Below are 24,329 nucleotides of genomic sequence, written 5' to 3'. Positions count from 1 at the left end.
ATCGAGCCTCTGGGGATTGTGTTTCACGTCACACCTGTCTCCACTGAACTGTCGTACACTAGACATGGCTGCAGCAAGCTATTGATTAGTTTGTGAATGATATCACTTAAATAAGGTTGTGTTCCCATGTTCTCCTGGATGAGTTTCATCAAATTGTCTTTCGCATTGGCATTAAGTACGGCCGTCCTCTCCCATTGCAATGCTGCAGAAATAGATAACCCGGATCATCACGACACTGCTCCTGTGGAGTCAATCCGTCATCAACCTGTTGACCCCATTATCCGTAGAGAAGGCACAAACGTATACATCGAGATGACAGCCCAAGTGACCGATATCGAGATCTCCGCAGGTGTTGTCTATAATGCCTGGACTTTTAACGGCACTGTACCTGGACCCGTTCTGCGCGTCATCGAAGGTGACACATTGATTTTCACTTTAAAAAATGAGGATTCTGCCTTGCCACATTCCATGGATTTCCATGCCGTACACGCTTCACCAAGCAGCAAATTCGTTGACGTTATGCCAGGTGAGGAGGGTACATTCACTTATAGCACATCGTCGCCCGGAGTCTTCATGTATCATTGCGGAACCAGTCCGGTACTTGCCCATATTGCAAACGGTATGTATGGCATGATTATTGTTGAACCGAAGGCCGGCTACCCTTCTGACGGACAGATTGATCGTGAATATACGCTCGTACAAAGTGAATGGTACAAAGAGCATAGCTACGATGCTTTTATGAATGATGAGCCGGATTATGTTGTCTTTAATGGCAACGACTATGGTCTGGTCAACTCCCCTTTGCTCGCTAAAACGGGTGATACGGTTCGAATATATGTCAGCAATGCAGGGCCGAACGAAGTTTCGTCCTTCCATGTGGTAGGGACTATTATGGACCGGGTTTACATGGATGGAAATCCCCGTAATATCCAATATGGATTACAGACCGTTATGCTTCCTGCGAGCGGAGGTGCAGTCGTTGAGTTTACCGTAACGGAAGAGGGCGATTATCCCATTGTAACCCATCAATTCAAACATGTTTCCAAGGGTGCTTCTGCAGTTTTGCGAGTTACCTCTGATGGCAAGGATCACGGTGGTAAAGCGATGCAGCATTAAGGCCGTCTCCGTGCTCAAGCAAATAAATAATTGAACCCTGCGAGGTGAATTTTGATCATGATATGCAGTTCTCAGGGCAAGACTCCCTGCCATGTCAAAGTCCCCCTTTTTCAGCACCTTGGACCTGAAGCATCATCCCTGCTCGTTTCCCTGCTGCAATCGCAGGTCTTTCACAAAGGGGAAATGGTCGTGAAGGAAGGAGAAGACTCAGCCAAGTTATACATGGTTCATCAGGGATGTGTGAAATTATCCAAATACACCGAGAACGGGAAGGAGCATATTGTCCGTTTCCTGTTTCCTGGTGATTCCTTCGGGCATGACGCACTGTTACATCAAAAACCGTATGGAGTTCATGCAGAAGTATTGGAAACATCCACTTTATGCTCCCTTCATAGGCAGGATTTTGACCAATTGATAGAACATGACCCAAAGCTTGCTTATCATTTTCTTCTAGCTGTTTCCGATCTTCTTGAACAATCTGAAGAATGGAATACTGCCCTCAGTTCCATGAACCCTGAACAACGAATCGCTAAGCTATTATTGAATTTTCATGTGCGAAATATAGAGACAGACGGAATCAAGCTTCCTGTTTTTAAAAAGGATCTGGCATTACTGGTAGGCATTACGCCCGAAACCTTGAGCCGCAAACTGGCCATTATGCAGTCCGAAGGTCTGCTCCAGGTAGCTGGGAATGTCATTTACCTTCTTCAACTGGAAGAGCTTCAGCAACGAACCCAATAACTCGGCTTAGAGAATCCTGACAGGAACGTTACATCTTTCACACAATATGTGAGTATCGTCACAGTGCACCATGGAGATCAGGTATACAGTGATACGTAAGAGAAACCACTCTACAGGAGGTTAACAAGATGAATACAATTGTAAAAATGGACAAACAGGCGATCATGCTTAAAATGGAGGAGTTATGCTCCGTGTTATTACAGGATGAAGGTTACCGTGAGATGCGGGAGATGATTGATCAATTTGCCGCAGATGAGCAGGCTACAGCGCAATACGAGCAGTTTATGGAGAAGCATCAGGCTCTGGAGGAAAAAGAACGTCAGAATATTGAATTGCTGACATCCGAAATGCAGGTGTACGAACAAGAAGAACGCGCCCTCTATGATCACCCGCTTATTCGCAGATTCATGTATGCACAGCGTGAGTTTAGCCAGATGCATCAGCAGATTAGCCAGTATTTCACCAAGTCCGTTGAATTAAACCGACTACCCAAACCGCGCGAAGTATATAAGGAAGCATGTGGTTGTGGAGGGAACTGTTCAAGCAATCACTAGTCACTGGTCACTGGGGAACAATGTAGATGCATCGGTAAGCAAAAGAGTATCCGTAACCTCAACATTTTGAGCGGATACTCTTTTTTTTGCTATGTTGCTTTTTTCGTGGAGATCTTACAGATCAAGCAGTAGGGATACAAGAAGCCCCATGGAAGCAATGAAGCCCACGACAGGACCACCTTCTTCAAAAGCTTCAGGCATCATGGTCGAACAGATCATGGCTATAATACCGCCGCCTGCAAATGCCCCAATGGCCGCAGCCATTTCATTCGGAAGCTGTTCGAGAAAAAGATATCCGCACAAGGCTGCAAGCGCAGATATCAACAGTACACCAAGCCACATCCATATGATTCTGGACTTGGTGTAATGATTGCCTTGCAAACCCACCGTGCTGGACAAGCCCTCCGGGATGTTGCTGACGAATATGGAAACGATGAGCACCACACTCACGCCTTTTCCGGCCAGCAAGCTAGCACCAAGCATGATGGATTCAGGAATGGCATCCATCACTGTCCCCGCAAAAATGCCGAGCCCGCTTTGGCGGCTGCCTCCGGGTTTCGGATGTGCTGAACGTTTACGTCCGGCACCACCCCTACTGGAAATAAGCAGGTCGAACAAGGTGTACACTACAGCACCCGCCGTAAACCCTATGGCTGTCGGGACAATCCCGCCATCATTCAAGGCATCTCCAATCAGCTCAAATGAAGCTGCCCCAATTAATGTCCCCGTACCGAAGGCCATAATCCAGCCAATCACTCGTTTCGGAATCTTGAGAAACAGTGCAGCAAGTGCACCAATAACTACCGCTGAAGCGGAGATGCCTCCCCACATGAATGCAGTCCACATTCGGGTCATCCCCTCTCATGTCTATATCATATCTATCCTTTCATTAACCTGGCTTGCTGCCGCAAAAACATCCGGTAGCACTGCTGCAAGATACAATCTATCTTGTCTGATCGTCAGTATTCCTCATCACATCCCATGTGATCTATGTCACTCATGCATTTCTAATATCGCGTTATGATAATATGATGCTGACTAAAAGAGAATAAACCAAATAAGGAATTGCACCGCTCCAGCAATCTCAATCAAACCCACTTTCATCGGACGCAAAGTGCGACCAGCATATACAAATGCTCGAACAGCTGAGTAGATATATGCTAAGCTCATCCATGGATATCCGGCGATGACGGGAATGATGAGCAGGATAATATGCAGCAGACGGGTCATTGTTACCCAGCGTTTGTTGTTTCGCTCCCGGAAGACAGATTTCACAAAGAACGTACTTCCTGTAAAATGTAAAAAAGAAAACAACAGCACGATCACCATCCGGTAATCCCATACTCCCGATCCAATGAGATATGCTGCTGCACCTCCAAGCGAGAACATCAACATGGCGCATAGATCATTCGTAAGCGAACGCTCAGCCTTGTGTCTGACATGCCAGATATTAACGAGCAATAATAGGATCAGAACCGGGGCAAATGCCAGTATGGAAGGATGACCGATTAACGGGGGTACCAGGCATACCACTGCACCCACGCCATATATCACTGCCCATGTGTACAAACGTCGAAGATCCGCTTTTCTTTTAAGAGATTGCAGCAAGGGGTAAGCCGCCAGGTATAGTCCAAGCCACGCCATGAATAGTGGCAAATGCAGCCACTGTGGGCCGCTGGCCATTACGCCTGCCGCAAAAGGTACACTTACCATGGCCCAGCCGCCATGTTCATGAGGAATAACCATTTTATGTACTGTCACTTCACCAATGACCTCCTAATTGATATGGATATAGAAAGGAAGAATCATAATGCGCAGGGAAAACAAAGATACGGCAGCAGAGTTTCTTCAACAGTTCCCCATTTTTCAGGATCTAAGTCCTGAGGAATTGAAGCAGGTTGAGGATATCGCCATTTCCAGAAGCATTCATAAAAAAACAGTTATTTTTGCCGAAGGCAGCGAGAAGGAAGCTGTATTTTTTATCCGAACCGGCATCGTAAAAGCATATAAAACGGATGAGAACGGGCACGAGCAGATCGTTTCCTTCCTGAAAACAGGAGATATGTTCCCGCATACGGGGTTCTTCAATGCTCACCCTTATCCCGCTACAGCAGAAGCCATCACTCCAGCGGAACTGATTGCCATTCCGGTCAGACTGTTTGAACGTCTTATGCTTAATACGCCATCCATTGCAATCAAAATTATGCGCGTCCTCGGCGATAAAATCCGCGAACTGCAGGATAAACTGCAAGTGCTCTCCGGCCAGGATGTCCGGAACCGCGTGCTGTCCTTCCTGCTGATGTTGGCAGAGCAGCACGGTCAGCCTTCCGGTCACAAAATCATTATTAACCTGCCCATGACGCACCAGGAATTCGCCAATTCCATTGGTACGACCAGGGAAACCGCCAACCGTTTGTTGAATCAGCTCACCAAGGAAAATCTGCTCGAAGTGGATCGGAGACAGATCATCATCCATGATCTGCAGGCCTTAAAGTATCAACGCGACACTTGAGCAGATACCTAGACTCTACCACTCTACCTCTAATGCTGAAATTCTAATAAACATAGCAAGGCATACATCTCATTTCGTATGAAAAGACCTTAACAAGAGTCGCATGTTGTTAAGGCCTTTTGCTGTATTTATCCTGTCATATGGCTACTATGCTGAAGGAAGATCCCTTTTTCCCATATCACTGAACATGCCCGCGTAGAATTTTACCTCCCCTGCTTCATTGCGGATCGCTGTAATACTCAGCCATTCCAGATATATCTCCCCGTTTTTCTTCCGGTTCCAGATCTCTCCCTGCCAATACCCTTGCTGCTTCAGATCAGCCCATAGCTGTTCGTAGAACGATTTATCCTGTTTACCTGATTTCAGCAAGCTCGGCTTCTGTCCCACCGCTTCATCGGATCGATAACCGGTGACTGCCGTAAATGCCGGATTCACGGAGCGAATAACGCTGTTTGTATCCGTAATCAGGATGGCCTCAATCGTATTTTCCAGTATGCTTGCAGACAGCTGAAGCTTCTCTTCGTAAAACATCCAGAAGACAAGTACCAAGCTTACCAGTGCAACCATGGAGAGTGCCATGAATCCAATCGCATAGTGACCTGTCATGCTATAGAGCAGCGTCAACATTAGTGGCGGGAAAAAGCCACCAAGTCCCCCCATTGCAGATATAATACCGTTAGCGACACCTGGTTGTTTAACGAAATACATTGGGACCAGTTTAAAAATAGTTCCGTTTCCTGTACCGGCGCATAAGGCTACGGTCAGGCAACCAACCGTGTACATGTAGATTGACGGCGCGAAGGATAATACGATCGCCGCTACCGTTAAACCACCGAATACAAACATCAGTATTTTAAAAGAATTAAAGCGGTCTCCAAGCCAGCCCCCGACCGGACGCATAATGGTAGCAACCAGGATGAATCCCGCTGTGCGTATCCCTGCATCCACTTTATCCATCTGAAAGTGACTGACCAGGAAATTGGGAAGGTACACGGTGAATGCTACGAAGGAACCAAAGGTCAGGAAGTAAAATAAACAGAGCAGCCATAATTTAGGGCTTCGCGATACCGCTTTTAATTGTTGAATTAGCGGCACGTTAACCCTTGTTTCCTGTTTGTCGCCCAATACAAAGTTCAAAGCGGCCATTCCCAGCAGCAAAATGCTGTACAGAAGAACCGTTTTGGACCACCCTATATGATCCGCAATCAGCGGGGCACCAAAAGCTGACAATGCCGTTCCCAGATTACCGATACCATAGATCCCGTTAACAAACCCATGTTTCTCTTTTGGATAATATTTGGGCAGTGAAGTTACGCCTACGGAAAATACCGCTCCGCCAATCCCGAGGAAAAAACCACCTATAATCAAATCCAGAAAAGAAGTGGATCGGCTGATCCACCATACGGGTGCGAGCAGCAGAACAAAACTGATCATAAAAATATTGCGTGCTCCATATCGGTTCGTCCAATACCCAATGGGGATACGGGCAACGGAGCCAATGAGGACAGGGATGGCTGTAGACCAGGCTAGCTGCGAAGAGGTTAACGCAATATCCTCCTTAATAAATGGCATTAGGGAAGACAGTATAACCCACACCATGAAGCCCAGAACCAAACTTGCCGTCTGCAAGGGCAGTTGGACTTTGCCTTTGTTTTGCATCTACATCGCCCTTTCTTTGTTCGGATTTGATTTTGAATCCGGATAAACAGATCCGTCACGTCTACGGTACAATACGTAGCTTCGCTTGAGGTAGCCGAGCGGCATGCTCAGCATATGCACAAGACGCGTAAACGGAAAAACGCAGTACAAGACAAACGAAAGCAGGATGTGTACTTTAAAGTTCATAGGCACGGTCTGCATCAGCGTTGGATCAGGCTGAAATACCATCAAACCGCGCAGCCAAGGGTTAATTGTCGTACGGTAATCAAAGCCAGTATGGTTCACTGCATTTGCAGATGTCGCCAATATGCCGGTTATGATGACAACAAGAAGCATGATGAGGGCCATCCAGTCTCCTGCACTGCTCGTCGCTCGTACTTTGGTGGCCACGTATCGACGCACCAGCAGTATGACTCCCCCGGCAAGTGCGATAATCCCCGCAGGCAACCCGCCTGCTATGGCAATCAGATGATAACCTTCGTCACTTAGCCCGATCCAGCGATAGAATTCTACCGGAACAATTAATCCGGCAATATGGCCGCAGATCACTGCGAATATGCCAATATGAAACAGCAAGCTTCCCCATTTCAGCATGCGTTTTTCTAACAACTCACTGGACTTGGATGTCCAGCTGAACGGATTCGTCACGTACCTCCATATGGTCGCAGTGATACAAAAAATGAGAACCATGTATGGGAGAGCTCCCCATAAAAACAACTCCGGTGTACTCATCGGCCTCCCCTCCCCATCCAGGTTGGCATGGTTTGGGCTGCTGCAGAATGGTCATGAACCTCTTCGTCAACATGAGCTGGCTTAGGCATAACCTTCAGAACTTGCTCTAACAATGGACCGTAGGGACTGTTCTGCCCTAATACACTATCTGTGATCGTTACCAAAGACTTATAACAACTCGATATCACTCCATAAGCATCTTCAGAAGGAGCCTCCGCTATAAATTCAAGCACCATGGGTAAATAATCGGGCAGTTCATTCAATTCCATGTAGAATCCCGCAGCTTCGTATCTGCGCTTTAATTCAATTAATGCCGGTCCACGGTCTCTTTCGTCTCCATAGAGAGCATAGGTTAAGTACAGATTTGATTTTTTGTCAAAATCAAATGTCCGTACGTATTTGTCCTGCCAAAACGTGGGATCCACTGATTCCGCTTCTCCCACAAAGGTCAGAAGAACTTTTTTCATTGTTTCATCCGTGAGGGATTGTACAGCAGTTCGGACACTCTGCAGTCCGTTCCTCCAGGCAGGATCCGGATATTGCAGCAGATAGGAGGTCAGCTTACATGCTTTTCTGGCCTCATCCATTCGTTCATCCGATGCCTGACTCCATTCCGTATTCATATTGGTCGCCATCGTAGTCGTTGTCTCCTCTCCCATCAGAATACACCGCAGGAACCTGGACCCCCTGCAAAATCAAGCCCGCAGCTTCCTTGTTCCTTGAAGAGATCCGCTACTTCTTCCCGATGAGCAGGCGGGATCACGAAGCGGTCATTATATTTGGCTATGGCGAGCAGTCGGTACATGTCTTCAACTTCCTGCGTGTCCATCCCCACTAGCTTAAGCAATGCAGGATCACTGGTTTTTCCAGTTTGCTGATTCCGCATGTGAATCCGCATTACCGCCATTTTGCGCAGTACATCACGAATGCGTTCCGTGTCTCCTGCAGTGAGCAGATTGGCCAGATATTCCACAGGTATGCGCATATTGTCAATGGCAGGGAAGATATCACTCGCATCCAGTGAACTCCCCTGTCCTTCAACCCGATTCGTGATTGGACTCAGCGGCGGAATATACCATACCATCGGCATGGTCCGGTATTCCGGGTGAAGCGGAAGCGCTATGCGCCAGTCCACAACCATTTTATAGATAGGCGACTGCTGAGCAGCGATAATCCAATCTTCCGGAATGCCGGCCTCCCTTGCTTCACGAATTACGCCAGGGTCATGCGGATCCAGGAAGATATCCATTTGGGATTCATATAAATCCTGTTCATTCTCCGCAGAAGCCGCAGCTTTAATACGGTCTGCATCGTACAACATCAGACCAATGTAACGGATACGACCGACACAGGTCTCTGAACAAATCGTTGGTAAACCCGCCTCAATCCGCGGAAAACACAAGGTGCATTTCTCGGCTTTGTTGGTTTGCCAATTGAAATACACTTTTTTGTAAGGACAGCTGGACACGCAGAATCTCCAGGCACGGCATGCGTTTTGGTCGACCAGTACGATGCCGTCTTCTTCCCGTTTGTACATCGCTCCTGAAGGGCAGGAAGACACACAGGAAGGATTGAGGCAGTGTTCACAAATTCGCGGAAGGTACATCATAAACACCTGTTCAAAATCCATTTTGATCGATTCCTCGACACCCTTCATGTTGGGATCTTCCATCCCCGTTACATGGGCACCTGCCAGATCATCCTCCCAGTTGGGTCCCCACTCCAGGTTCATGTATTCACCCGTAATTTGGGATTTGGGTCTCGCCACAGGCTGATGCTTTTTCTCCGGACTGCTCGTTAGTTTCTCATATTCATAGGTCCAGGGTTCGTAATAATCGTCGATGGTCGGCTGATCGGGATTGTGGAAAATGTTAAGCAATCGTCTGGCACGTGTGCCCGACTTTAACTCAAGCTTGCCATTTTTCATTTCCCAACCGCCGCGATACCTCTCCTGATCCTCCCACTGTTTGGGATAACCTACCCCAGGTTTGGTCTCCACGTTATTCCAGTACATGTATTCCGCGCCAGGCCGGTTCGTCCACGTGTTTTTGCACGTTACGCTGCACGTATGGCATCCGATACATTTATCCAAATTCATGACCATGCTGACTTGTGCTTTAATCTTCAAGCCAATCCACCTCCTGCAGTTTTCTTATGATGACATTCAGGTCACGCTGGTTGCCTGTTGGGCCGTAATAATTGAATCCATAGCTTAACTGGGCGTAACCGCCAATCATGTGGGTCGGCTTCACATGAATCCTCGTCGGACTGTTGTGCGTACCTCCACGTGTTTGCGATATTTTTGTTCCGGGAACGTTAATATGTCGATCCTGGGCGTGATACATGAACGCCATTCCACGAGGAATGCGGTGGGTGACGACTGCACGCGCAACGACTACACCGTTCCGGTTAAAACATTCGATCCAGTCATTATCGACGAGTCCTGCCTCTTCGGCATCCTCATGATTCATCCAGATCGTCGGGCCACCTCGGAACAGGGTCAGCATGGGCAGTGCATCATAGTACATGCTGTGAATTGACCACTTGTTGTGCGGAGTCAGATAGTTCAGGACAATTTCCTTGCCACCTTCGATTGGACGTTTGCTGCTTGGATGGAAAGGTGTATGTTTCAGTACAGGTTTGAACGTCGCCAGTGTCTCTCCAAACTCGCGAAGCATCTCATGATCAATGTAAAATTGCTGTCTGCCTGTCAACGTGCGCCAGGGAATAAGCCGTTCCACATTGGTTGTAAATGGCGAGTAGCGTCGGCCACCCTTCTCCGATCCACTGAATGCGGGTGAAGTGATAACCGTTTTGGGCCTGGAAGTAATCTCATCAAAAGTAAAACATTCTTCCGATCGCTCTTCAGCCAAATCCTTCAGATGTAAGGCCGTTTTTTGCTCAAGCGACTCCCATGCACGTACCGCCATTTTGCCATTTGTTGTTGTGGAGAGCGTCAGAATGGCTTCCGCCACATTTCGGTCTGTACTCAGATCAGGACACCCTTGCCCCACTCCCGCTTGCCTGCGCGTACCCAAAATACCCTTGAGCTTCTCATATTCTTCGCTTGCTGACCAAGAGATCCCCTTGGTTCCAATGGGTTTATCCTTAACCACAGGACCAAGAGTGATCATCTTGTCATATACCGCCGCATAATCACGTTCCACAATCTGAATGTGAGGCATCGTTTTGCCCGGAACAGGTTCACATTCTCCTGCACTCCAGTCCCTGATCTCGCCATACGGTTGAGCCAGCTCATCAGGTGAATCATGCAGCAGCGGTGTCGCCACAATCTCATGCTGGGGTCCGTCGAATTGCTGTGCAGCCATTTCCGAGAAGACACGTGCAATCTCCTTGAATGTGTCCCAGTCCGAACGGGACTCCCACTGTGAGGCAACTGCCGGATTAAACGGATGTACAAATGGATGCATATCCGTGCTGCTCAGGTCACTTTTTTCGTACCAGGTTGCCGCTGGCAAAACAATATCGGAATACATCGCTGTTCCCGCCATGCGGAAATCCAGGTTAATCATCAGATCCAGCTTACCCTCGGGTGCTTCGTCCACCCACTCCACGTGTTCTGGCCGGAGTCCGTGATCATCATCGTTCAGCAAACCGTTCGTCGCACCAAGCAAATGCTTCAGGAAGTACTCATGGCCTTTCCCAGAGCTCGAGATTAGATTCGCTCTCCATACGAACAGCACTCGAGGGAAATTCGCAGGGTTATCCGGCTGCTCAATGGAGAACTTGAGTTTTTGACTTTTTAATTCGGATGCCACATATGCACCGATTTCGTCTTTCGTTACAGCTCCGGCATCTATAGCATCCTGATGCAGATCAATCGAACTCCGATTGAATTGTGGATAGGACGGAAGCCAGCCCATGCGAGCAGCCATGACGTTATAATCTGCAACGTGCTGGAATCGGGGTTCACCCTCCAGTGCCGAAGTCAGCTCGCCTACTTTCGTTTCTTCGTATCTCCATTGATCTGTTGCAAAATAGAAGAATGATGTACCGTTCTGAAGACGGGCTGGCCCTGTCCAGTCACGGGCAAAGGCAATTGTCTGCCACCCCTCCGCAGGACGAAGCTTCTCCTGTCCAACATAGTGAGCCCAGCCACCGCCGTTCACGCCCTGACAACCAGTCATGAGAATCAGATTGATAATTGCACGGTAGATCACGTCCGAGTTGTACCAATGGTTGATTCCGGCTCCCATAATAATCATGGAACGCCCCTGGGTATCAATAGCATTCTGGGCAAATTCACGTGCAATCTGCACCACGGTTTCCTGCGGAACGCCTGTAATCTGTTCCTGCCATGCGGGGGTAAAAGGCTTCTCGTGCTTGTCATTCAGCTGACCATTCACTGCCTCATACGCTGTAGTTCTTCGAGCACGCGGCATGTCAGAGATTGCGATTACTTCGGCAGAATCTGCGGAACGAGTCATTTCACGTTCTACTCCATACTTGGCAAGAACCAGATCATACACCGCTGTAACCATAATCCAGCGATCCTCAAGCCAGATTTGACGAACAGGAATTTGACGTTCCATAACATGTCTTCCCTCGTCGTCAAAATAAGGCAGCTGAATCGTGACCAAGTCATGATGCACCCCTAGAAGAGATAACCGCGGATCGATGGGTTCGCCATTCTCGACCTGTTCCATTTTCAGATTCCAGGTCCCTTCCTCACCCCAGCGGAATCCCAGGCTTCCTTTCGGCATTGCATATGTCCCGCTGTTTTCGTCATAGACGAGTGTTTTCCAGGCCATATTGTTGCCCGTAATGCCCAAGTCTTCTCCGACAAGAAATCTGCCCGCTGTGTGAACCCCGTTCTTCTCCTCAACGATCAGGAGATTAGGAAAATCCGTATATTGTTTGGCATACTGCATGAAGTATTCCGTGGGTTGTTCGATATAAAATTCTTTGAGAATCACATGTCCCATAGCCATGGCAAGAGCTCCGTCGGTCCCCTGTTTGACTGACATCCATGTATCCGCAAATTTGACATATTCGGCATAATCCGGACTGATGGATACAACCTTCGTACCCCGGTAGCGTGCTTCAGCCAAAAAGTGAGCATCGGGTGTACGCGTCATTGGCAGGTTGGAACCCCAGACGAGAATATACCCGGAATTGTACCAGTCGCTGCTCTCCGGCACATCGGTTTGATCACCCCAAATCTGCGGTGAGGCCGGAGGCAGATCGGCGTACCAGTCGTAGAAACTGAGCAGCGGCGATCCCATCAGGGATAGGAATCTTGAACCTGCAGCATAACTGACCATCGACATGGCAGGAATAGGCGAAAAGCCGATAATCCGATCAGGTCCGTACTGCTTGATCGTATGAATAAGGGAGGCCGAGATTATCTGCGTTACTTCACTCCATGACGCACGAATCAATCCGCCCTTGCCACGAACAGACTTGTATTTTTTGACTTTATCCGGATCATCCGCAATACTGGACCAAGCCTTGACCGGATCACCATGCAGCTGAAGTGCCTCACGCCACAGATCCAGCAATGCCCCCCGAACGTATGGATATTTGACACGCAGCGGACTGTAAAGGTACCAGGAAAAACTCGCTCCGCGCGGACACCCTCTTGGTTCAAATTCCGGCATATCCGGGCCCGTGGAAGGATAATCGGTAGCTTGTGTCTCCCAAGTGACAATCCCGTCTTTCACATAGATCTGCCAGCTGCAGGATCCGGTGCAATTCACGCCATGTGTCGAACGCACAACTTTGTCATGCTGCCAGCGTCGCCGATAGACGTCCTCCCAGTCCCGGTTTTCGGGTGACATCTCGCTCCAGCCTTCTGCATTCTTTTCACGTTTCGCAAAATATTTAAGTTTCCCCATCCACGGTGTGCTTTGCTTACTCATTGTTTTCCTCCTGCTAATATGACATGTAGTTTCAGATCGGAATAACATCCGTTGCCGACATTTATCACTTACATCCAGCTAACCTCCAATTTGGGACATATGCCGGAGAGACGGAATTCCTCGAATTTCTTCGCCTTTAAGAGCTTTGAGCATGTCATGCGTCTCGGGCTTAACCCCCAGCGCTCTAAGAAACATGGCTTGAACCGCACTGGCATTACCGACATGTGGACGTACGTTGAATTCATCCGACCAATAAAGGCAGGGCTTGATATTGCCGTCTGCCGTCAGTCTCAATCGGTTACATGTACCGCAAAAGTGACTGCTTACAGGATGAATCAGACCGAATGTGCCCGCCGCTCCTTCAATACGGTAACTATCTGCCGGACCATGGCTATAGACATCACAGCCTGTGTAATCCCAGCTGTTCTTGCATGTATCCAGTACATGCTGCAGTGACATAAAACCCGATTTCCAGGCTTCTCCGCTCTCCCCTATGGGCATGTATTCGATGAAGCGAACATGTATCTCTTCATCGAGAGTCAAGCGCAAAAAATCCTCAACCTCGTCATCATTCACGCCTTTCATAAGCACCACGTTCAGTTTGATTGGCTGCAGACCAGCTTTTTGACTGGCTCTTACACCATCCAGCACCCGTTTCAGCTTGCCTCCCCTGGTAATTCGGGCAAACCGTTCAGGTTGCAGGGAATCCAGACTGATATTTACTCTTGTCAACCCGGCTGATTTCAGACGATCCGCGCATGCGGCCAGATATATGCCATTGGTTGTCATAGCGATATCCTCAATGCCAGGAATTTCGGATAAACGGGCAATTAGCTCATCAAGACCTTTTCGAACAAGAGGTTCACCGCCGGTCAAACGCAATTTCCTGATCCCAAGCGGAGCAAGCGCCTGAACAACCGAGACAATTTCTTCATGTGTCATGATCTGATCCGGTGGTTCAAACTGCATCCCTTCCTCCGGCATGCAGTATACACAGCGCAGATTACAGCGGTCCGTAACCGAGATGCGCAGATAATCATGAACTCTTCCAAAAGGATCAACCAGTCCAGCTTGCATCTCAAACTCCCCCTTCCTCTGGGTGTAATCTCACTATGGCGGGATGGAGGGATTCCTCTTTCCTCTCATCACTTGTCATCTTGTCGCTAAATATAAGGATGTCTTTGTAACGTAACTGTGCAAAATATCACAATGAGTGAAACATAATGCACATGACCTATTTCCAAAACTCCCGCAATCCGGGTTCCAAGCAGGAATCCGTAAAAAATGAGGCAAGATTATGACAAAACAAAATGTGTGAGCACGCTCACACAGGGGACCGTACATATTTTCTATACTCAGTTTGCAACACCACACTAAACCGATCCAGGAGGAACAACCTATGAACACATATGCAGCAACAATTAACGCAACCGAGTATCCACCGCATCTGAAACATAAAATCATCTTCGAGACGTTTGAACAATTGCCGCAAAATGAGGCCATGCTGCTTATCAATGACCATGATCCAGTACCTTTGCGATTTCAATTTCAGTCCACTCACCCAGACGGCTTCACCTGGGAATATATCGAACAGGGTCCGTCTGTCTTCCAGGTCAAAATCAGTAAATTGTAAAATGGGGACCAAACAGAGCACGAACTTACAGGAATGGATGTGAGCCATATGTCTTCAACGGATGACCGAATCATTGAACTCGATGTCCGGCCGCATTTAAGCAAAAAGCTTGAGCCGTTCCAACTCATCATGAACACCGTCAAGGGGCTGGACCCCATGGATGTTTTTGTGCTCCACGCGCCTTTCAAGCCGACACCCCTGCTCGGCATACTAAAAATGAGAGGTTATTCCCATTCAACGGAACGAGTCAATGCTGAGCACTGGCGTACCACGTTCGTACACCGGAAAAATAAAACGTGGTCCAAGGAAGGGACGTTTCATACTGCAAAAGACCTGAACCAGGAAGAAATTCCTACTGGCTGCATCGGAGAGCCTGACTCAACTGAATTTACTTACAGCTCTGATGAGGCGCCCCTGTCCCCAACCATTACACTGGATAACCGGGGATTGGAGCCGCCGCAGCCCATGATGAGAACCCTCGCCGCACTAAAGCGCTGTGAGCCTGGGCAGATGGTTCTCATTCATAATGACCGTGTTCCTGTGTTTTTGATGGAAGAACTGAATAATCTCGGATGCTCTTACACCGTAGAGGATCAGGCGGATGGTACAGCCAAGCTTAGAATCGTAAAAGGATAAGGGAGGGAAACGCCATGTCCAGGCTGCCATTTTGGTTTATCGTTACAGGCATCCTCGGATTTATCGCGTACCATGCGTTTTCCCTTCTGTCCCTGACAGGCTGGCTTGGTGATGAGTTACGAGGGCCGGAAGGATGGTTCCATGCCCATCTGTTTGTCTTGGGATGGGCTACCATGCTGGCCATGGGGGCTGTATATCAACTGATTCATGTGATTTTGCAATCGGATATTTACAGTACGAGGCTTGGTTACATCCATTACGTGATGTTTGGCATTGGCGTCACTGGTATGCTGTATGGATTCATTCAGGCAGATGTACGCTGGCTTGCAGGTTTTGCTACCTGTGCCCTGATTGGAATTCTGTTGTTCGGATGGAATATGGCGGTCACGTTATTTCGAGCATCGCAATGGAATCCGATTACGGTAAGTACGGCTTGTGCTTGTCTTTATTTGGTCCTTACCGGTCTGACGGGTATGTTAATGGGCTTGAATTTTGCATTCGGACAATGGAACGGACTGCATGAACGAATATTCGGGGCTCATATCTGGATGGGGACGATCGGCTGGTTCGGCATGTTAATTACAGGATTCAGCTACAAAATGCTGCCCATGTTCTATCTTTCGCACCATTATCCGGTTCGGCTTCAAAAGATAATCCTGTTGTTGTGGAATGCAGCTGTCATTACAGGCGTTGTGGCATTTCTAGCTGATATGAAACGAGGCCTGCTCTGGCTCGCACTCCTGCTGCTGACAGCAGGTATGCTCGTCTACGTCTACCATTTGGAACAAATACAGGAGAAACGTCACAAAAACAATCCCGGCCCAGGCATACGCTGGTCAGTCTATGTAAGCCGTGCACTGGCAGCTTTGATGCTCGCTCTGTTGATCTATGCAGCGCAAGGACCGGAACTGCTGCTTCATCCGCGGGTAGTCCTTCTGGCAGGCTGGGTCTATCTTGGTGGATGGGTCTCAATAACCATTCTGGGTTATGCTTCGAAGATCGTCCCCTTCTTATGGTGGACACACAAATATGGCAAGCAAGCCGGAAAACCAGGAACACCTCTTATGGCTGGTATGTTAAATCAGCGTTATGTGAGCTGGGGTTTGATTGCCATGGCTGCTTCCAGCCTTCTGCTTGTCAGTGGTGTATTGATCAATCTGGCAGAGGTAATGATGGTCGGTGGTACTCTTTTATCGATCTTCTCCATGGCTTATATCTTCATGATCGCAAGGGTGTTCCAACATTAAGAAACAGAAATGGAGCGTGGAACATATGGAACAGACGCAACAGATCAATCCACTGTTTGAGTATCTTAAGGAAGTATACGACCCGGAGCTAGGCGTTAACATTGTTGACCTTGGGCTCGTATATGAAATGCAGGAGGAGCCGGAAAGGGTCTCCGTCCGCATGACCTTGACCACACCAGGCTGCCCGCTGCATGATACGATTCTCGGTGCTGTGAAATGGGTACTGCAGGAGCATACAGACCATAAAGATGTAGATGTACAGTTGGTATGGGAACCTCAGTGGTCTCCCGATATGATGTCGAATGAAGCCAAGGAAATGCTCGGATATTTTTAAATGATTAATCCAACTGGCTCCTGATGAACATATAGACACGATAAAAAACGTACTACAACTCTGCATTCAAGAGAGTGTAGTACGTTTTTTGCTTGGTATGCGTTTTGATAACTCTTATAGAAATCTACAGGCCCTGAGTGACTCCGAACCATTTTATATGTCACGGGCGTAAGATTCATCGGGCACCTTGTTTAATACAACAAACAACCGAGCTTCACGGTTTCCCGTGTTATAGTAAGCAAATGTGTCTTCTCCACTACAGCAGATTACATCTTCCTGTTGTACTTTGTGTTCGACTCCATCCAATATAATTGTTCCTTCTCCTTCAATAATAAGAACCAGCACATCCGATCCAGGATGTTTATGGACAGGCAGTTGTTGTCCGGGCAGAAAATGCAGCGCAAACGTGACCCCACCGTTATGATTAAACAGAATTCGTTTCGTAAATCGTTCGGTCTGAAACTCCTTAACGGCTTGCAAAGAAATCGTACTCATGATGATTCCTCCTTCTGTAATCTTGAGATGAATTCATCATAGAACACCATGGCAGGATTTTCCTTGATTGAGATCAAGAAAACCCGAAGTGGAAATAATTGATCAGACGACGAGACGTCCACGCTTTTCTGCAAGACCAATGGTGGCTTCCACTCCGGAATTGAATTCGAGAAAGTCCTGTTCCACCCCATCGCTAAATATGACCCCATCCTCAGGCATTTGCGATACGATCCGCAGGGGCTGTTTCGGATGAACCTGACCAAACACCAGGTTAACTGCTGTTGTCCGGCTCGGGAATGGTTCACGAACTGTAAAGTACAAATAGGGTGCATCCCACCCAAAGTTCTCCATGTGATGTCCTCGGGTAACGGGGCTTTCCGCGTTAACATCAACACCATTGATGTGCATATGCTTCCATGCTTCGGACCCCACAATGCCGGCTGCTCCAGCCAGCACACTCTTGAACCAGCCTGTCGATCCGAGTCCTGTGGAAACAATAATACCGCTCGATGACTGCTGTTCTACCGAGGAACCCAAACGGACTTCATACCTGGCTGAGACATGGGTCTTCCGTCCGATGAACAAATCGTTAACCCCGTACAGAAATTGTCCGTCGTTAAGTTCCACTTTTGCCAAAGTTACTTCTTTCAAGGAACGCTGCTTGCGCATGACATCCGGGATAATCATCTTCAGGTCCTCCACCGTAAATGGAAGAAGTACGCCATCCCATCGCATGGGATCAGGATTCACGCCGATGAGCGGCTGTTCCGTCACATATTTGAGCGTATTCGCCACCAGTCCATCCTGCCCTACAACCACAACGATGTCCTGTTCTCCGAATATAAAATTGGGGACATGTTCCCGGTCAATGGTCTGCACCCGGCCGAGTTGACCCAGCTGATGCTGGGCCTGCTGCACGGAATGTCGATAACGTCGATCCTCTTCAATATAATCACTGAAATCGGCACCAAGACGTTCAATGTAAAATTGAGCCTGCTGCACCGTGTTATAACGCACCACCAGTTCTTCCAATCTTGTTCTGCGTTTGACCAGAATCAGCTTGGCATCGCCAAGATAGTTTTGGTCAGCATGTGGTGTACGTGAAGACTTATTGGAGTTCCCCAGCCTCATCGTACATGGCCTCCCTTCTCTCTTCCAGGTGTCGACATTAATCCTTGCAGCAGATCAGGCGAAATGTTGAGCTGACCAATTTTCCCTGCATTCTCCGCCAACTCCTGAAATGCCAGCGCAATCAGTTTATCCGAATTCATTCCCATATTGGCCATTGCCTGAAGTACATTCGGTTCAACATCCTGCAAAGATCTCATAACGGCAGCAATTTCATAGGCTTTCGCATCCGCTTCAGCATTTTGGTTCGCAATGGTCAATTCAATAAGCTGCTGTTTCCGTTCCTCCATGGCCGTGTTGAACTGAAGCTGCTCCTGCGCCATTTCATTTTCCTTCTGCTTGACTGAGCGCTCCGCCTGTAATTGTGTCTCCCTGATCTGCTGCTTTTTCGTTTCCACGGCAATTTCCGTATTGAGCTCGTTCTCCTTCACTCGTCTCTCCTGCTCAATGGAGGCATTGCGGCGCACATATAATGCTTCATCCGCTTGACGTAAAATCTCTTCCCGTGCCTGTGCCTCCAGCGCACGCATCGTTTCCTTATTCGGCAGAATGGCCAGGATGGATAGACTCATCAGCTCAACGCCTAGTTTCTCAAGTTCTTCACTCTGCACGACTTCACGTTTCATGCTGCTTGCAAGCCGTTCACTGGATTGAATGGCCTCTTTCAGTGGCATCCGCTCCAAATGCTTCTTGGTTAATACTTTGGCCGTCGTAATCACACGTTGATCAAGCTTGCCAGGATCGTCAGAGATATATTTGTTTTTGCGTAAGTTGTACGTGTAATTCAAACTTTGCGTTATTTTCAGGTAGTCCACGATGCGATAGCTCAATTGGCCCTGAATCGTCACCGTTTGATAGTCCGCCGTAATTTCTTCGAACATAAACGGAACATCGACGGATGATACAGGGAGGACAACAACCGACGTTGTAGGCTCATAATAATAAAAGGACAGTCCTACACCTTCGCGCTGCACCTTCCCATTTTTAATTTTCATTACATATTCACTGGGTTGAAACTTCACGAATCGGAATCCAAACATCGTTCATTCCCCATTTCTTAATATTGTCATTATGATATTATCGAAATGATAACAAAGAACAATGATAATGTCAATATGACATTAATGATTTCCGAAAAAATAGACCCGTCTCTAGGCCGCAGCCTTAAGACAGGTCTGTATTTCATTGTTTTACTATTTCAATATAGCAGTTCCATCATTCTGGCAACGACAACAGCTCCTTGTGCACGGTTAGCCGTCTGTTTCGGAGCGAAATTCCCATCGCCCAAGCCCTTCAATAATCCTAACCGCTGCATGGATGATACGGCTTGCTTCGCATAACCTGCGATATCTCCGTTATCCCTGAACTCTGTACCTGTGGATACATCCACACCGGACGTTTCATCCTGCTTCACAGCTTGCATGACACGTTTCAGTATAACCGCCATTTCTTCACGGGTAACCCGGTCATGCACTCCAAAAGATCCGTCAGGGCGCCCCTGAATAATGTTCATCTGCAAACCAAGACGAATCGAATCCGTATACCATTGTCCTTCGGATACATCACTTAGCAAATATCCGGTTTTGTTCGGAACATGAGACTCACCAATTCCCTTCATAACCATATGCAAGAACTGGGCCCTGGTCAGTTCACCCAACGGATCGAAACGGTCACCGGACATCCCAGAGACAATTCCTTTACCATACAAACTCTTTACTTCATTCACTGCCCAAGAATGTGCTTGTATATCCGCCAGAGTCACATTCACCTCTACTATAACGAATGAACCGGATTGAAGCGGCTTGAACGTCATTATTTGTGCAGACTCATCATATGCAGAATACAGGACTGTCTTCATCTGACCATCTGGCGATAAGGATTGAACAACGGGAACTGTATTCGCTGTCGCCGGTGTAGCTATACCCGAAAATGCGATCTCAATAGCTCGATCCGTCCAAGGCAGCACTTCGCCATCCACCAACAGTTTGACATCGATAACGGAGTGATTACCGATCACTGCTTTTTGCTGCTCGGACAGATTCGCAGTGGACCCCTTCGATATCACCACATCCAGTGTTTTGGCGGTCGATGCATGGATCTCCTGAAGTGATTTCATCGGTATGCGTACCGAAGTCTGGCCCACGCTCAGCTCCATTGACTGTAACGCCTGCGTCTTGACCCATGCTCCGAGTGAACTCACAGGCAATTGGAATGTGACAGCTTGGTATGGCTCAGCAATGTCTGCAACCAAACGCAGCTGTTGGTTACCTGCTTCCAGCCCTTTCACCAATTGAACCAGCTGCTGTTCATTCAGTGGAACAGAATACTGATCTTTCCTGGTCAAAACTCCTTTGAGTAGGGTAGATCCCTTTTCGGTCTGCTGTTCCGTTTCAGGTGCAGGTACTGTAACCGCTGGATTTCCTGGTGAGGATGGCGGTGACGGTTGGACTGGTTGCGATGGTCCAGGGGTTGACTCCTGCCGGACCAACTGACGCATGCCTTCTTTTAATGCGTTGTCAGCTTCACTGATATTCTGAATTGAAGCTTCGATGTCGTCCATCCATTCCTTGGCTCTAGTCAGCGCCTCCGCCAATCTGCTCCAACTGGCAGCCGTGTATTGATTTTGCTGAAGCTTAGATGCTGAGTCCACGGTCATCCGAAGAGCAGTTTTGTCTGCAGGAAATGTTCCATATGCCTCAAAATCCATGAATCCTACCCATGTCGAACCGGCCGTGATAGTAACTCGAATGTAACGTGCCTGAGTGTTTTCCGGCAGTATGTGTCTTGGACTGGTGGATACAACGACATCACTTGTGGTATCCACCACCGTGACATAATTTTCATTGTCTTCAGAGACTTCGATTCTGTATTTGATGCCTCCGCTCCACATGGACATTTCTAACTTTCGGATATTGGCAACCGCACCGAGGTCCACTTGCCACCAGCTGCCTACACTTTGATCCGTTCCCCATGATGTATTCGGGTTGCTGTCAATTGCCCCGTCAGGTGAGTTGCTCTGTCCGCCGCCCGCGCCTTCACTAGTGGAGGCTGTTGCTGTCTTCCCTGTTGTCAAGGCTTCGAGTTGAACAAGGTCACGACCGGCTTGCTGAAGCTGTTCCAGTGCTTGATTCACTTCAGACTGGATGGCATCAGGTTTGTCTCTTACCACAATGGCTGCCTGCAGCGCCGTCTGCAAAAGGCTCCAGCTTCGGTAAGTATAGGATGATTCACTCTGCTGCTGAGTCTCTTCGATGAGCTTGATCAGCAGAGTTTTGTCTACATCGGACAATCCCTGAATGGCTTTCTCCAAATGGATCACTGCCTGGTCCACTTCGGTCTGGGTCGCTCTTGGATCAGCAAGTACTTGTTTAGCCTTGGCGAGTGCTTTGCTAAAAACAGTCCATGTTGCAATTGACCAATCTGCTTCATGATATAATTCAGCTTCTGCAATTTTGCCTTCAAGCGTCTTACGATCAGCCGGGATAACTTCAAGCTGCTGCATAACTGCTTCGAGCGCAGCTGCAGCTTCATCGGTCTCCTGTTGTGTCAGAACCTCTGAAGTATAGGCTTTGTAATACACGTCCTTGGCTGCCTGAATGGCTGGTGCCAGGGTTATCCAGCTTGGTGGCGTATAATCAGAAGCCACCATTTCACTCCCACGTTTAATGGCTGCCCATAATTGCTGGCGGTCTACAGGCTGGGTATCCATCCCTCGTTTGTACACATTCAGTGACTCCAAGGCACGACCTTCGAACGAGTACCCTCCATTGGCAGGATATTCATCATAGTCGAACATGGCATGGTTCTCCCACGCATCTCCCTCTGAAGCAATCCAACCCACATTGGCGGCAATCCATGCCGGCTCCCAGTAGAAAAAACCCGCTCCGCGGCCATCAGGAACTTCTGCAATCATATCCATAATGCCGGCAATGGCATCATGCTGACCTTGCACCGTAGCCGGGAAAGTCGCACCGCCCACATGCAGCGCCTCTGGACTGCCAATGATGTTGCCATGGGCATCTCCATTTTTGTAGGAAAACGGGTATGAGGTCTCGGCAATGATTACTTCTTTTTTATATTTGGCAGAGACTGTATTCATCGTTTGCCGTACGTCAGCGAAGGTTCCATGCCAAAACGGATAGTAGGATAGCCCAATGATGTCATACTCCAGTCCGCGCTTCTCCACTTCTCCAAAGTACCAATCAAACAGCTCCGGTTTGCCGCCTTCTGCCAGATGAATCATGATCTGAACCTGATCTCCACCATCGACAGCGCGCACACCATCTACACCACTCTGCAGCAAGGCAACATTCTCATCAAAATTCACATTGCTGTTCAGGCCGTTCAGAACGCCGCTGTTAATTTCGTTCCCGATCTGAACCATATCCGGCATGGCACCCGACGATTTCATCTCACCTACGACCTCAGACGTATAATTGAATACCTCCTGTTTCAGTTCTTCAAAGGATAAGCCCTCCCATTCCTTTGGTCGAAGCTGCTGACCTGGATGGGCCCACTCATCGGAATAATGGAAATCCAGCAGGATCTTCATTCCCTTTTCCTTAACACGTTTAGCAAGTCGAATTACATCATCTTTATCATTATACCCACCTGATTTTTGTGGATCATTCCACAGACGGAGACGAACATAATTGACGCCGCGGTCCTTAAAGATGTCGAGCAGATCCCTTTCCGTCCCATTACTGTCCAGATATTTACCGCCATTGTCTTCAATTGCCGTTAAGGTTGAGATGTCCACTCCACGTACAAAATCATTCCGGTATCCCCCAACCTGAATATCAGCCACCGGTTGAGTAGGCGCTCCATATACATCCCCTGTAACGGTGAAGCTTCCAACGGAAGAATACTGAATCGGATCTATCGCGTTCCATGATACGGGAACATCTGCCGTCTTTCCATTTGAATAATGAGCCTGCACTTCAGCAGGCATTACGGGTGCAACCCCTTTTAAGGTGGAAATATTAATTGGAGAATACGATGTAATGAGTTCTGGCGTAAGCCCCTCTTCTTGCCCCCAGACTTTCAATTCGGCAATGCCTGGCCACCAATCTGGTCCAGCATAATATGGAATCGTAACCTTCACATACCTCACGTCGTTAGCCTGAAAACTCACCTTCGCGATGTCTTCGGCTATTTCGTTCGTTCGGTGATCCGCAGCTGTTGTCCATTCAGCGCCATCTGCTGACACTTCAACATGATACTTAACCACCTGGCCTTTATCTTTCCATGTCACTTCAGCTCCCGATACCTGGTACGTTCCTCCCAGATCGACCATTAACCAATGAGACTGCTCCGCTTCAATTCTGCTGTCTGCACTCCATTTGGTATCGGCGCTGCCGTCCACGGCATTTTCCTTGTTGCCATTGTATTGCAGATCCTCTGCACTCACGGTAACCTGTTTATTCAATGCAACGTTTACCCCTGCTGCCCCAGCCGGACGTACCCAGAAGCCGAGCTCACAGAACAGCATGAATAAGACCAGGCAGCCGCTTATGTATTTCTTGTTCACTCTTGATCTCCCCCTTTTTATAACACCTGAACATCATTGAATCATTGATGAAATCTATATTATTGTAAGCGCTTCACAGCGAGCCGGAACACGGCATTTTCCAAAGGAAACAGCAGTTATTCAAACAGTT

At 48.2% G+C, this 24,329-nt stretch carries 20 protein-coding genes; 8 read left to right on the top strand and 12 right to left on the bottom strand.

Annotation, left to right across the window (positions count from 1 at the left end):
• Positions 1-138: 138 nt before the first annotated feature.
• From AC3WQ3_RS15140 to AC3WQ3_RS15130, 3 genes are all read left to right on the top strand, one after another.
• Positions 139-1,116, top strand: coding sequence for a multicopper oxidase domain-containing protein (locus AC3WQ3_RS15140; RefSeq protein WP_492472660.1), 978 nt, complete (start codon positions 139-141; stop codon positions 1,114-1,116).
• A gap of 57 nt (positions 1,117-1,173) precedes the next feature.
• A complete protein-coding gene (locus AC3WQ3_RS15135) occupies positions 1,174-1,857 on the top strand; it encodes a Crp/Fnr family transcriptional regulator (RefSeq protein ID WP_492472658.1) in 684 nt (227 codons plus the stop codon).
• A 128-nt stretch (positions 1,858-1,985) separates the two neighbouring features.
• Positions 1,986-2,411 carry a YlbF family regulator gene (locus AC3WQ3_RS15130; protein WP_492472657.1) on the top strand — a complete coding sequence of 142 codons (426 nt, stop codon included), beginning with the start codon at positions 1,986-1,988 and terminating at the stop codon, positions 2,409-2,411.
• A gap of 114 nt (positions 2,412-2,525) precedes the next feature.
• Here the strand turns inward: AC3WQ3_RS15130 and AC3WQ3_RS15125 are convergent, their stop codons facing one another.
• Both AC3WQ3_RS15125 and AC3WQ3_RS15120 read right to left on the bottom strand, forming a co-directional pair.
• Positions 2,526-3,257 (bottom strand): ZIP family metal transporter, encoded by a 732-nt coding sequence (locus AC3WQ3_RS15125; protein ID WP_492472656.1) that lies wholly within the window; start codon positions 3,255-3,257, stop codon positions 2,526-2,528.
• A 192-nt stretch (positions 3,258-3,449) separates the two neighbouring features.
• On the bottom strand, positions 3,450-4,172 hold the full coding sequence (locus AC3WQ3_RS15120) for a YwiC-like family protein (protein ID WP_261780037.1): 723 nt from the start codon (positions 4,170-4,172) through the stop codon (positions 3,450-3,452).
• A 49-nt stretch (positions 4,173-4,221) separates the two neighbouring features.
• Between AC3WQ3_RS15120 and AC3WQ3_RS15115 the strand changes: the two genes are divergently transcribed.
• A complete protein-coding gene (locus tag AC3WQ3_RS15115) occupies positions 4,222-4,923 on the top strand; it encodes a Crp/Fnr family transcriptional regulator (RefSeq protein WP_154895734.1) in 702 nt (233 codons plus the stop codon).
• A 147-nt stretch (positions 4,924-5,070) separates the two neighbouring features.
• Here the strand turns inward: AC3WQ3_RS15115 and AC3WQ3_RS15110 are convergent, their stop codons facing one another.
• From AC3WQ3_RS15110 to moaA, 6 genes are all read right to left on the bottom strand, one after another.
• Complete coding sequence (locus AC3WQ3_RS15110; protein ID WP_154895732.1) at positions 5,071-6,582, bottom strand: nitrate/nitrite transporter; 1,512 nt, start codon at positions 6,580-6,582, stop codon at positions 5,071-5,073.
• Positions 6,583-7,314, bottom strand: a complete 732-nt coding sequence (gene narI, locus AC3WQ3_RS15105; protein WP_336780803.1) for a respiratory nitrate reductase subunit gamma — start codon at positions 7,312-7,314, stop codon at positions 6,583-6,585.
• A complete protein-coding gene (narJ, locus tag AC3WQ3_RS15100) occupies positions 7,311-7,973 on the bottom strand; it encodes a nitrate reductase molybdenum cofactor assembly chaperone (protein ID WP_492472654.1) in 663 nt (220 codons plus the stop codon). The genes narI and narJ overlap by 4 nt, the downstream gene beginning before the upstream one ends.
• On the bottom strand, positions 7,973-9,442 hold the full coding sequence (gene narH / locus AC3WQ3_RS15095) for a nitrate reductase subunit beta (protein WP_492472653.1): 1,470 nt from the start codon (positions 9,440-9,442) through the stop codon (positions 7,973-7,975). The genes narJ and narH overlap by 1 nt, the downstream gene beginning before the upstream one ends.
• Positions 9,432-13,196: a nitrate reductase subunit alpha gene (locus AC3WQ3_RS15090; protein ID WP_492472652.1), complete on the bottom strand. Its 3,765-nt coding sequence runs from the start codon at positions 13,194-13,196 to the stop codon at positions 9,432-9,434. The genes narH and AC3WQ3_RS15090 overlap by 11 nt, the downstream gene beginning before the upstream one ends.
• 78 nt (positions 13,197-13,274) lie before the next feature.
• Entirely contained in the window at positions 13,275-14,273 is a 999-nt protein-coding gene (gene moaA / locus AC3WQ3_RS15085; protein ID WP_492472651.1) for a GTP 3',8-cyclase MoaA, read from the bottom strand.
• Between the two features lie 322 nt (positions 14,274-14,595).
• On the opposite strand from moaA, the gene AC3WQ3_RS15080 reads away from it, so the two are divergent.
• The 4 genes from AC3WQ3_RS15080 to AC3WQ3_RS15065 are packed head-to-tail and all read left to right on the top strand — an operon-like array spanning position 14,596 to position 17,046.
• A complete protein-coding gene (locus AC3WQ3_RS15080; protein ID WP_095292626.1) occupies positions 14,596-14,829 on the top strand; it encodes a DUF2249 domain-containing protein in 234 nt (77 codons plus the stop codon).
• 48 nt (positions 14,830-14,877) lie between these two features.
• Positions 14,878-15,465 (top strand): DUF2249 domain-containing protein, encoded by a 588-nt coding sequence (locus AC3WQ3_RS15075; protein ID WP_336780798.1) that lies wholly within the window; start codon positions 14,878-14,880, stop codon positions 15,463-15,465.
• Between the two features lie 14 nt (positions 15,466-15,479).
• A complete protein-coding gene (locus AC3WQ3_RS15070; protein ID WP_492472650.1) occupies positions 15,480-16,712 on the top strand; it encodes a hypothetical protein in 1,233 nt (410 codons plus the stop codon).
• 25 nt (positions 16,713-16,737) lie between these two features.
• Positions 16,738-17,046 (top strand): iron-sulfur cluster assembly protein, encoded by a 309-nt coding sequence (locus tag AC3WQ3_RS15065; protein WP_154895719.1) that lies wholly within the window; start codon positions 16,738-16,740, stop codon positions 17,044-17,046.
• Between the two features lie 153 nt (positions 17,047-17,199).
• Here AC3WQ3_RS15065 and AC3WQ3_RS15060 read toward each other — a convergent pair whose 3' ends face one another.
• The 4 genes from AC3WQ3_RS15060 to AC3WQ3_RS15045 form a co-directional block, all read right to left on the bottom strand.
• On the bottom strand, positions 17,200-17,541 hold the full coding sequence (locus AC3WQ3_RS15060; protein ID WP_492472649.1) for a cupin domain-containing protein: 342 nt from the start codon (positions 17,539-17,541) through the stop codon (positions 17,200-17,202).
• A 102-nt stretch (positions 17,542-17,643) separates the two neighbouring features.
• Complete coding sequence (locus tag AC3WQ3_RS15055) at positions 17,644-18,672, bottom strand: diacylglycerol kinase catalytic domain-containing protein (protein ID WP_336780795.1); 1,029 nt, start codon at positions 18,670-18,672, stop codon at positions 17,644-17,646.
• On the bottom strand, positions 18,669-19,709 hold the full coding sequence (locus tag AC3WQ3_RS15050) for an SPFH domain-containing protein (protein WP_492472648.1): 1,041 nt from the start codon (positions 19,707-19,709) through the stop codon (positions 18,669-18,671). Before AC3WQ3_RS15050 ends, AC3WQ3_RS15055 begins: the two co-directional genes overlap by 4 nt.
• Positions 19,710-19,867: 158 nt before the next feature.
• Positions 19,868-24,199, bottom strand: a complete 4,332-nt coding sequence (locus AC3WQ3_RS15045; protein WP_492472647.1) for a glycosyl hydrolase 53 family protein — start codon at positions 24,197-24,199, stop codon at positions 19,868-19,870.
• Positions 24,200-24,329 lie beyond the last annotated feature (130 nt).

It is taken from the genome of Paenibacillus sp. FW104-T2, assembly GCF_058789975.1.
This window is presented reverse-complemented; position numbering and strand designations above follow the sequence as displayed.

Coding starts and splice junctions, on each gene's coding strand:
- AC3WQ3_RS15140 (WP_492472660.1), top strand. CDS start 139: ATGAGTTTCATCAAATTGTCTTTCGCATTGGCATTAAGTACGGCCGTC.
- AC3WQ3_RS15135 (WP_492472658.1), top strand. CDS start 1,174: ATGATATGCAGTTCTCAGGGCAAGACTCCCTGCCATGTCAAAGTCCCC.
- AC3WQ3_RS15130 (WP_492472657.1), top strand. CDS start 1,986: ATGAATACAATTGTAAAAATGGACAAACAGGCGATCATGCTTAAAATG.
- AC3WQ3_RS15125 (WP_492472656.1), bottom strand. CDS start 3,257: ATGTGGACTGCATTCATGTGGGGAGGCATCTCCGCTTCAGCGGTAGTT.
- AC3WQ3_RS15115 (WP_154895734.1), top strand. CDS start 4,222: ATGCGCAGGGAAAACAAAGATACGGCAGCAGAGTTTCTTCAACAGTTC.
- AC3WQ3_RS15110 (WP_154895732.1), bottom strand. CDS start 6,582: ATGCAAAACAAAGGCAAAGTCCAACTGCCCTTGCAGACGGCAAGTTTG.
- narI (WP_336780803.1), bottom strand. CDS start 7,314: ATGAGTACACCGGAGTTGTTTTTATGGGGAGCTCTCCCATACATGGTT.
- narJ (WP_492472654.1), bottom strand. CDS start 7,973: ATGGGAGAGGAGACAACGACTACGATGGCGACCAATATGAATACGGAA.
- AC3WQ3_RS15090 (WP_492472652.1), bottom strand. CDS start 13,196: ATGAGTAAGCAAAGCACACCGTGGATGGGGAAACTTAAATATTTTGCG.
- moaA (WP_492472651.1), bottom strand. CDS start 14,273: ATGCAAGCTGGACTGGTTGATCCTTTTGGAAGAGTTCATGATTATCTG.
- AC3WQ3_RS15080 (WP_095292626.1), top strand. CDS start 14,596: ATGAACACATATGCAGCAACAATTAACGCAACCGAGTATCCACCGCAT.
- AC3WQ3_RS15075 (WP_336780798.1), top strand. CDS start 14,878: ATGTCTTCAACGGATGACCGAATCATTGAACTCGATGTCCGGCCGCAT.
- AC3WQ3_RS15070 (WP_492472650.1), top strand. CDS start 15,480: ATGTCCAGGCTGCCATTTTGGTTTATCGTTACAGGCATCCTCGGATTT.
- AC3WQ3_RS15065 (WP_154895719.1), top strand. CDS start 16,738: ATGGAACAGACGCAACAGATCAATCCACTGTTTGAGTATCTTAAGGAA.
- AC3WQ3_RS15060 (WP_492472649.1), bottom strand. CDS start 17,541: ATGAGTACGATTTCTTTGCAAGCCGTTAAGGAGTTTCAGACCGAACGA.
- AC3WQ3_RS15055 (WP_336780795.1), bottom strand. CDS start 18,672: ATGAGGCTGGGGAACTCCAATAAGTCTTCACGTACACCACATGCTGAC.
- AC3WQ3_RS15050 (WP_492472648.1), bottom strand. CDS start 19,709: ATGTTTGGATTCCGATTCGTGAAGTTTCAACCCAGTGAATATGTAATG.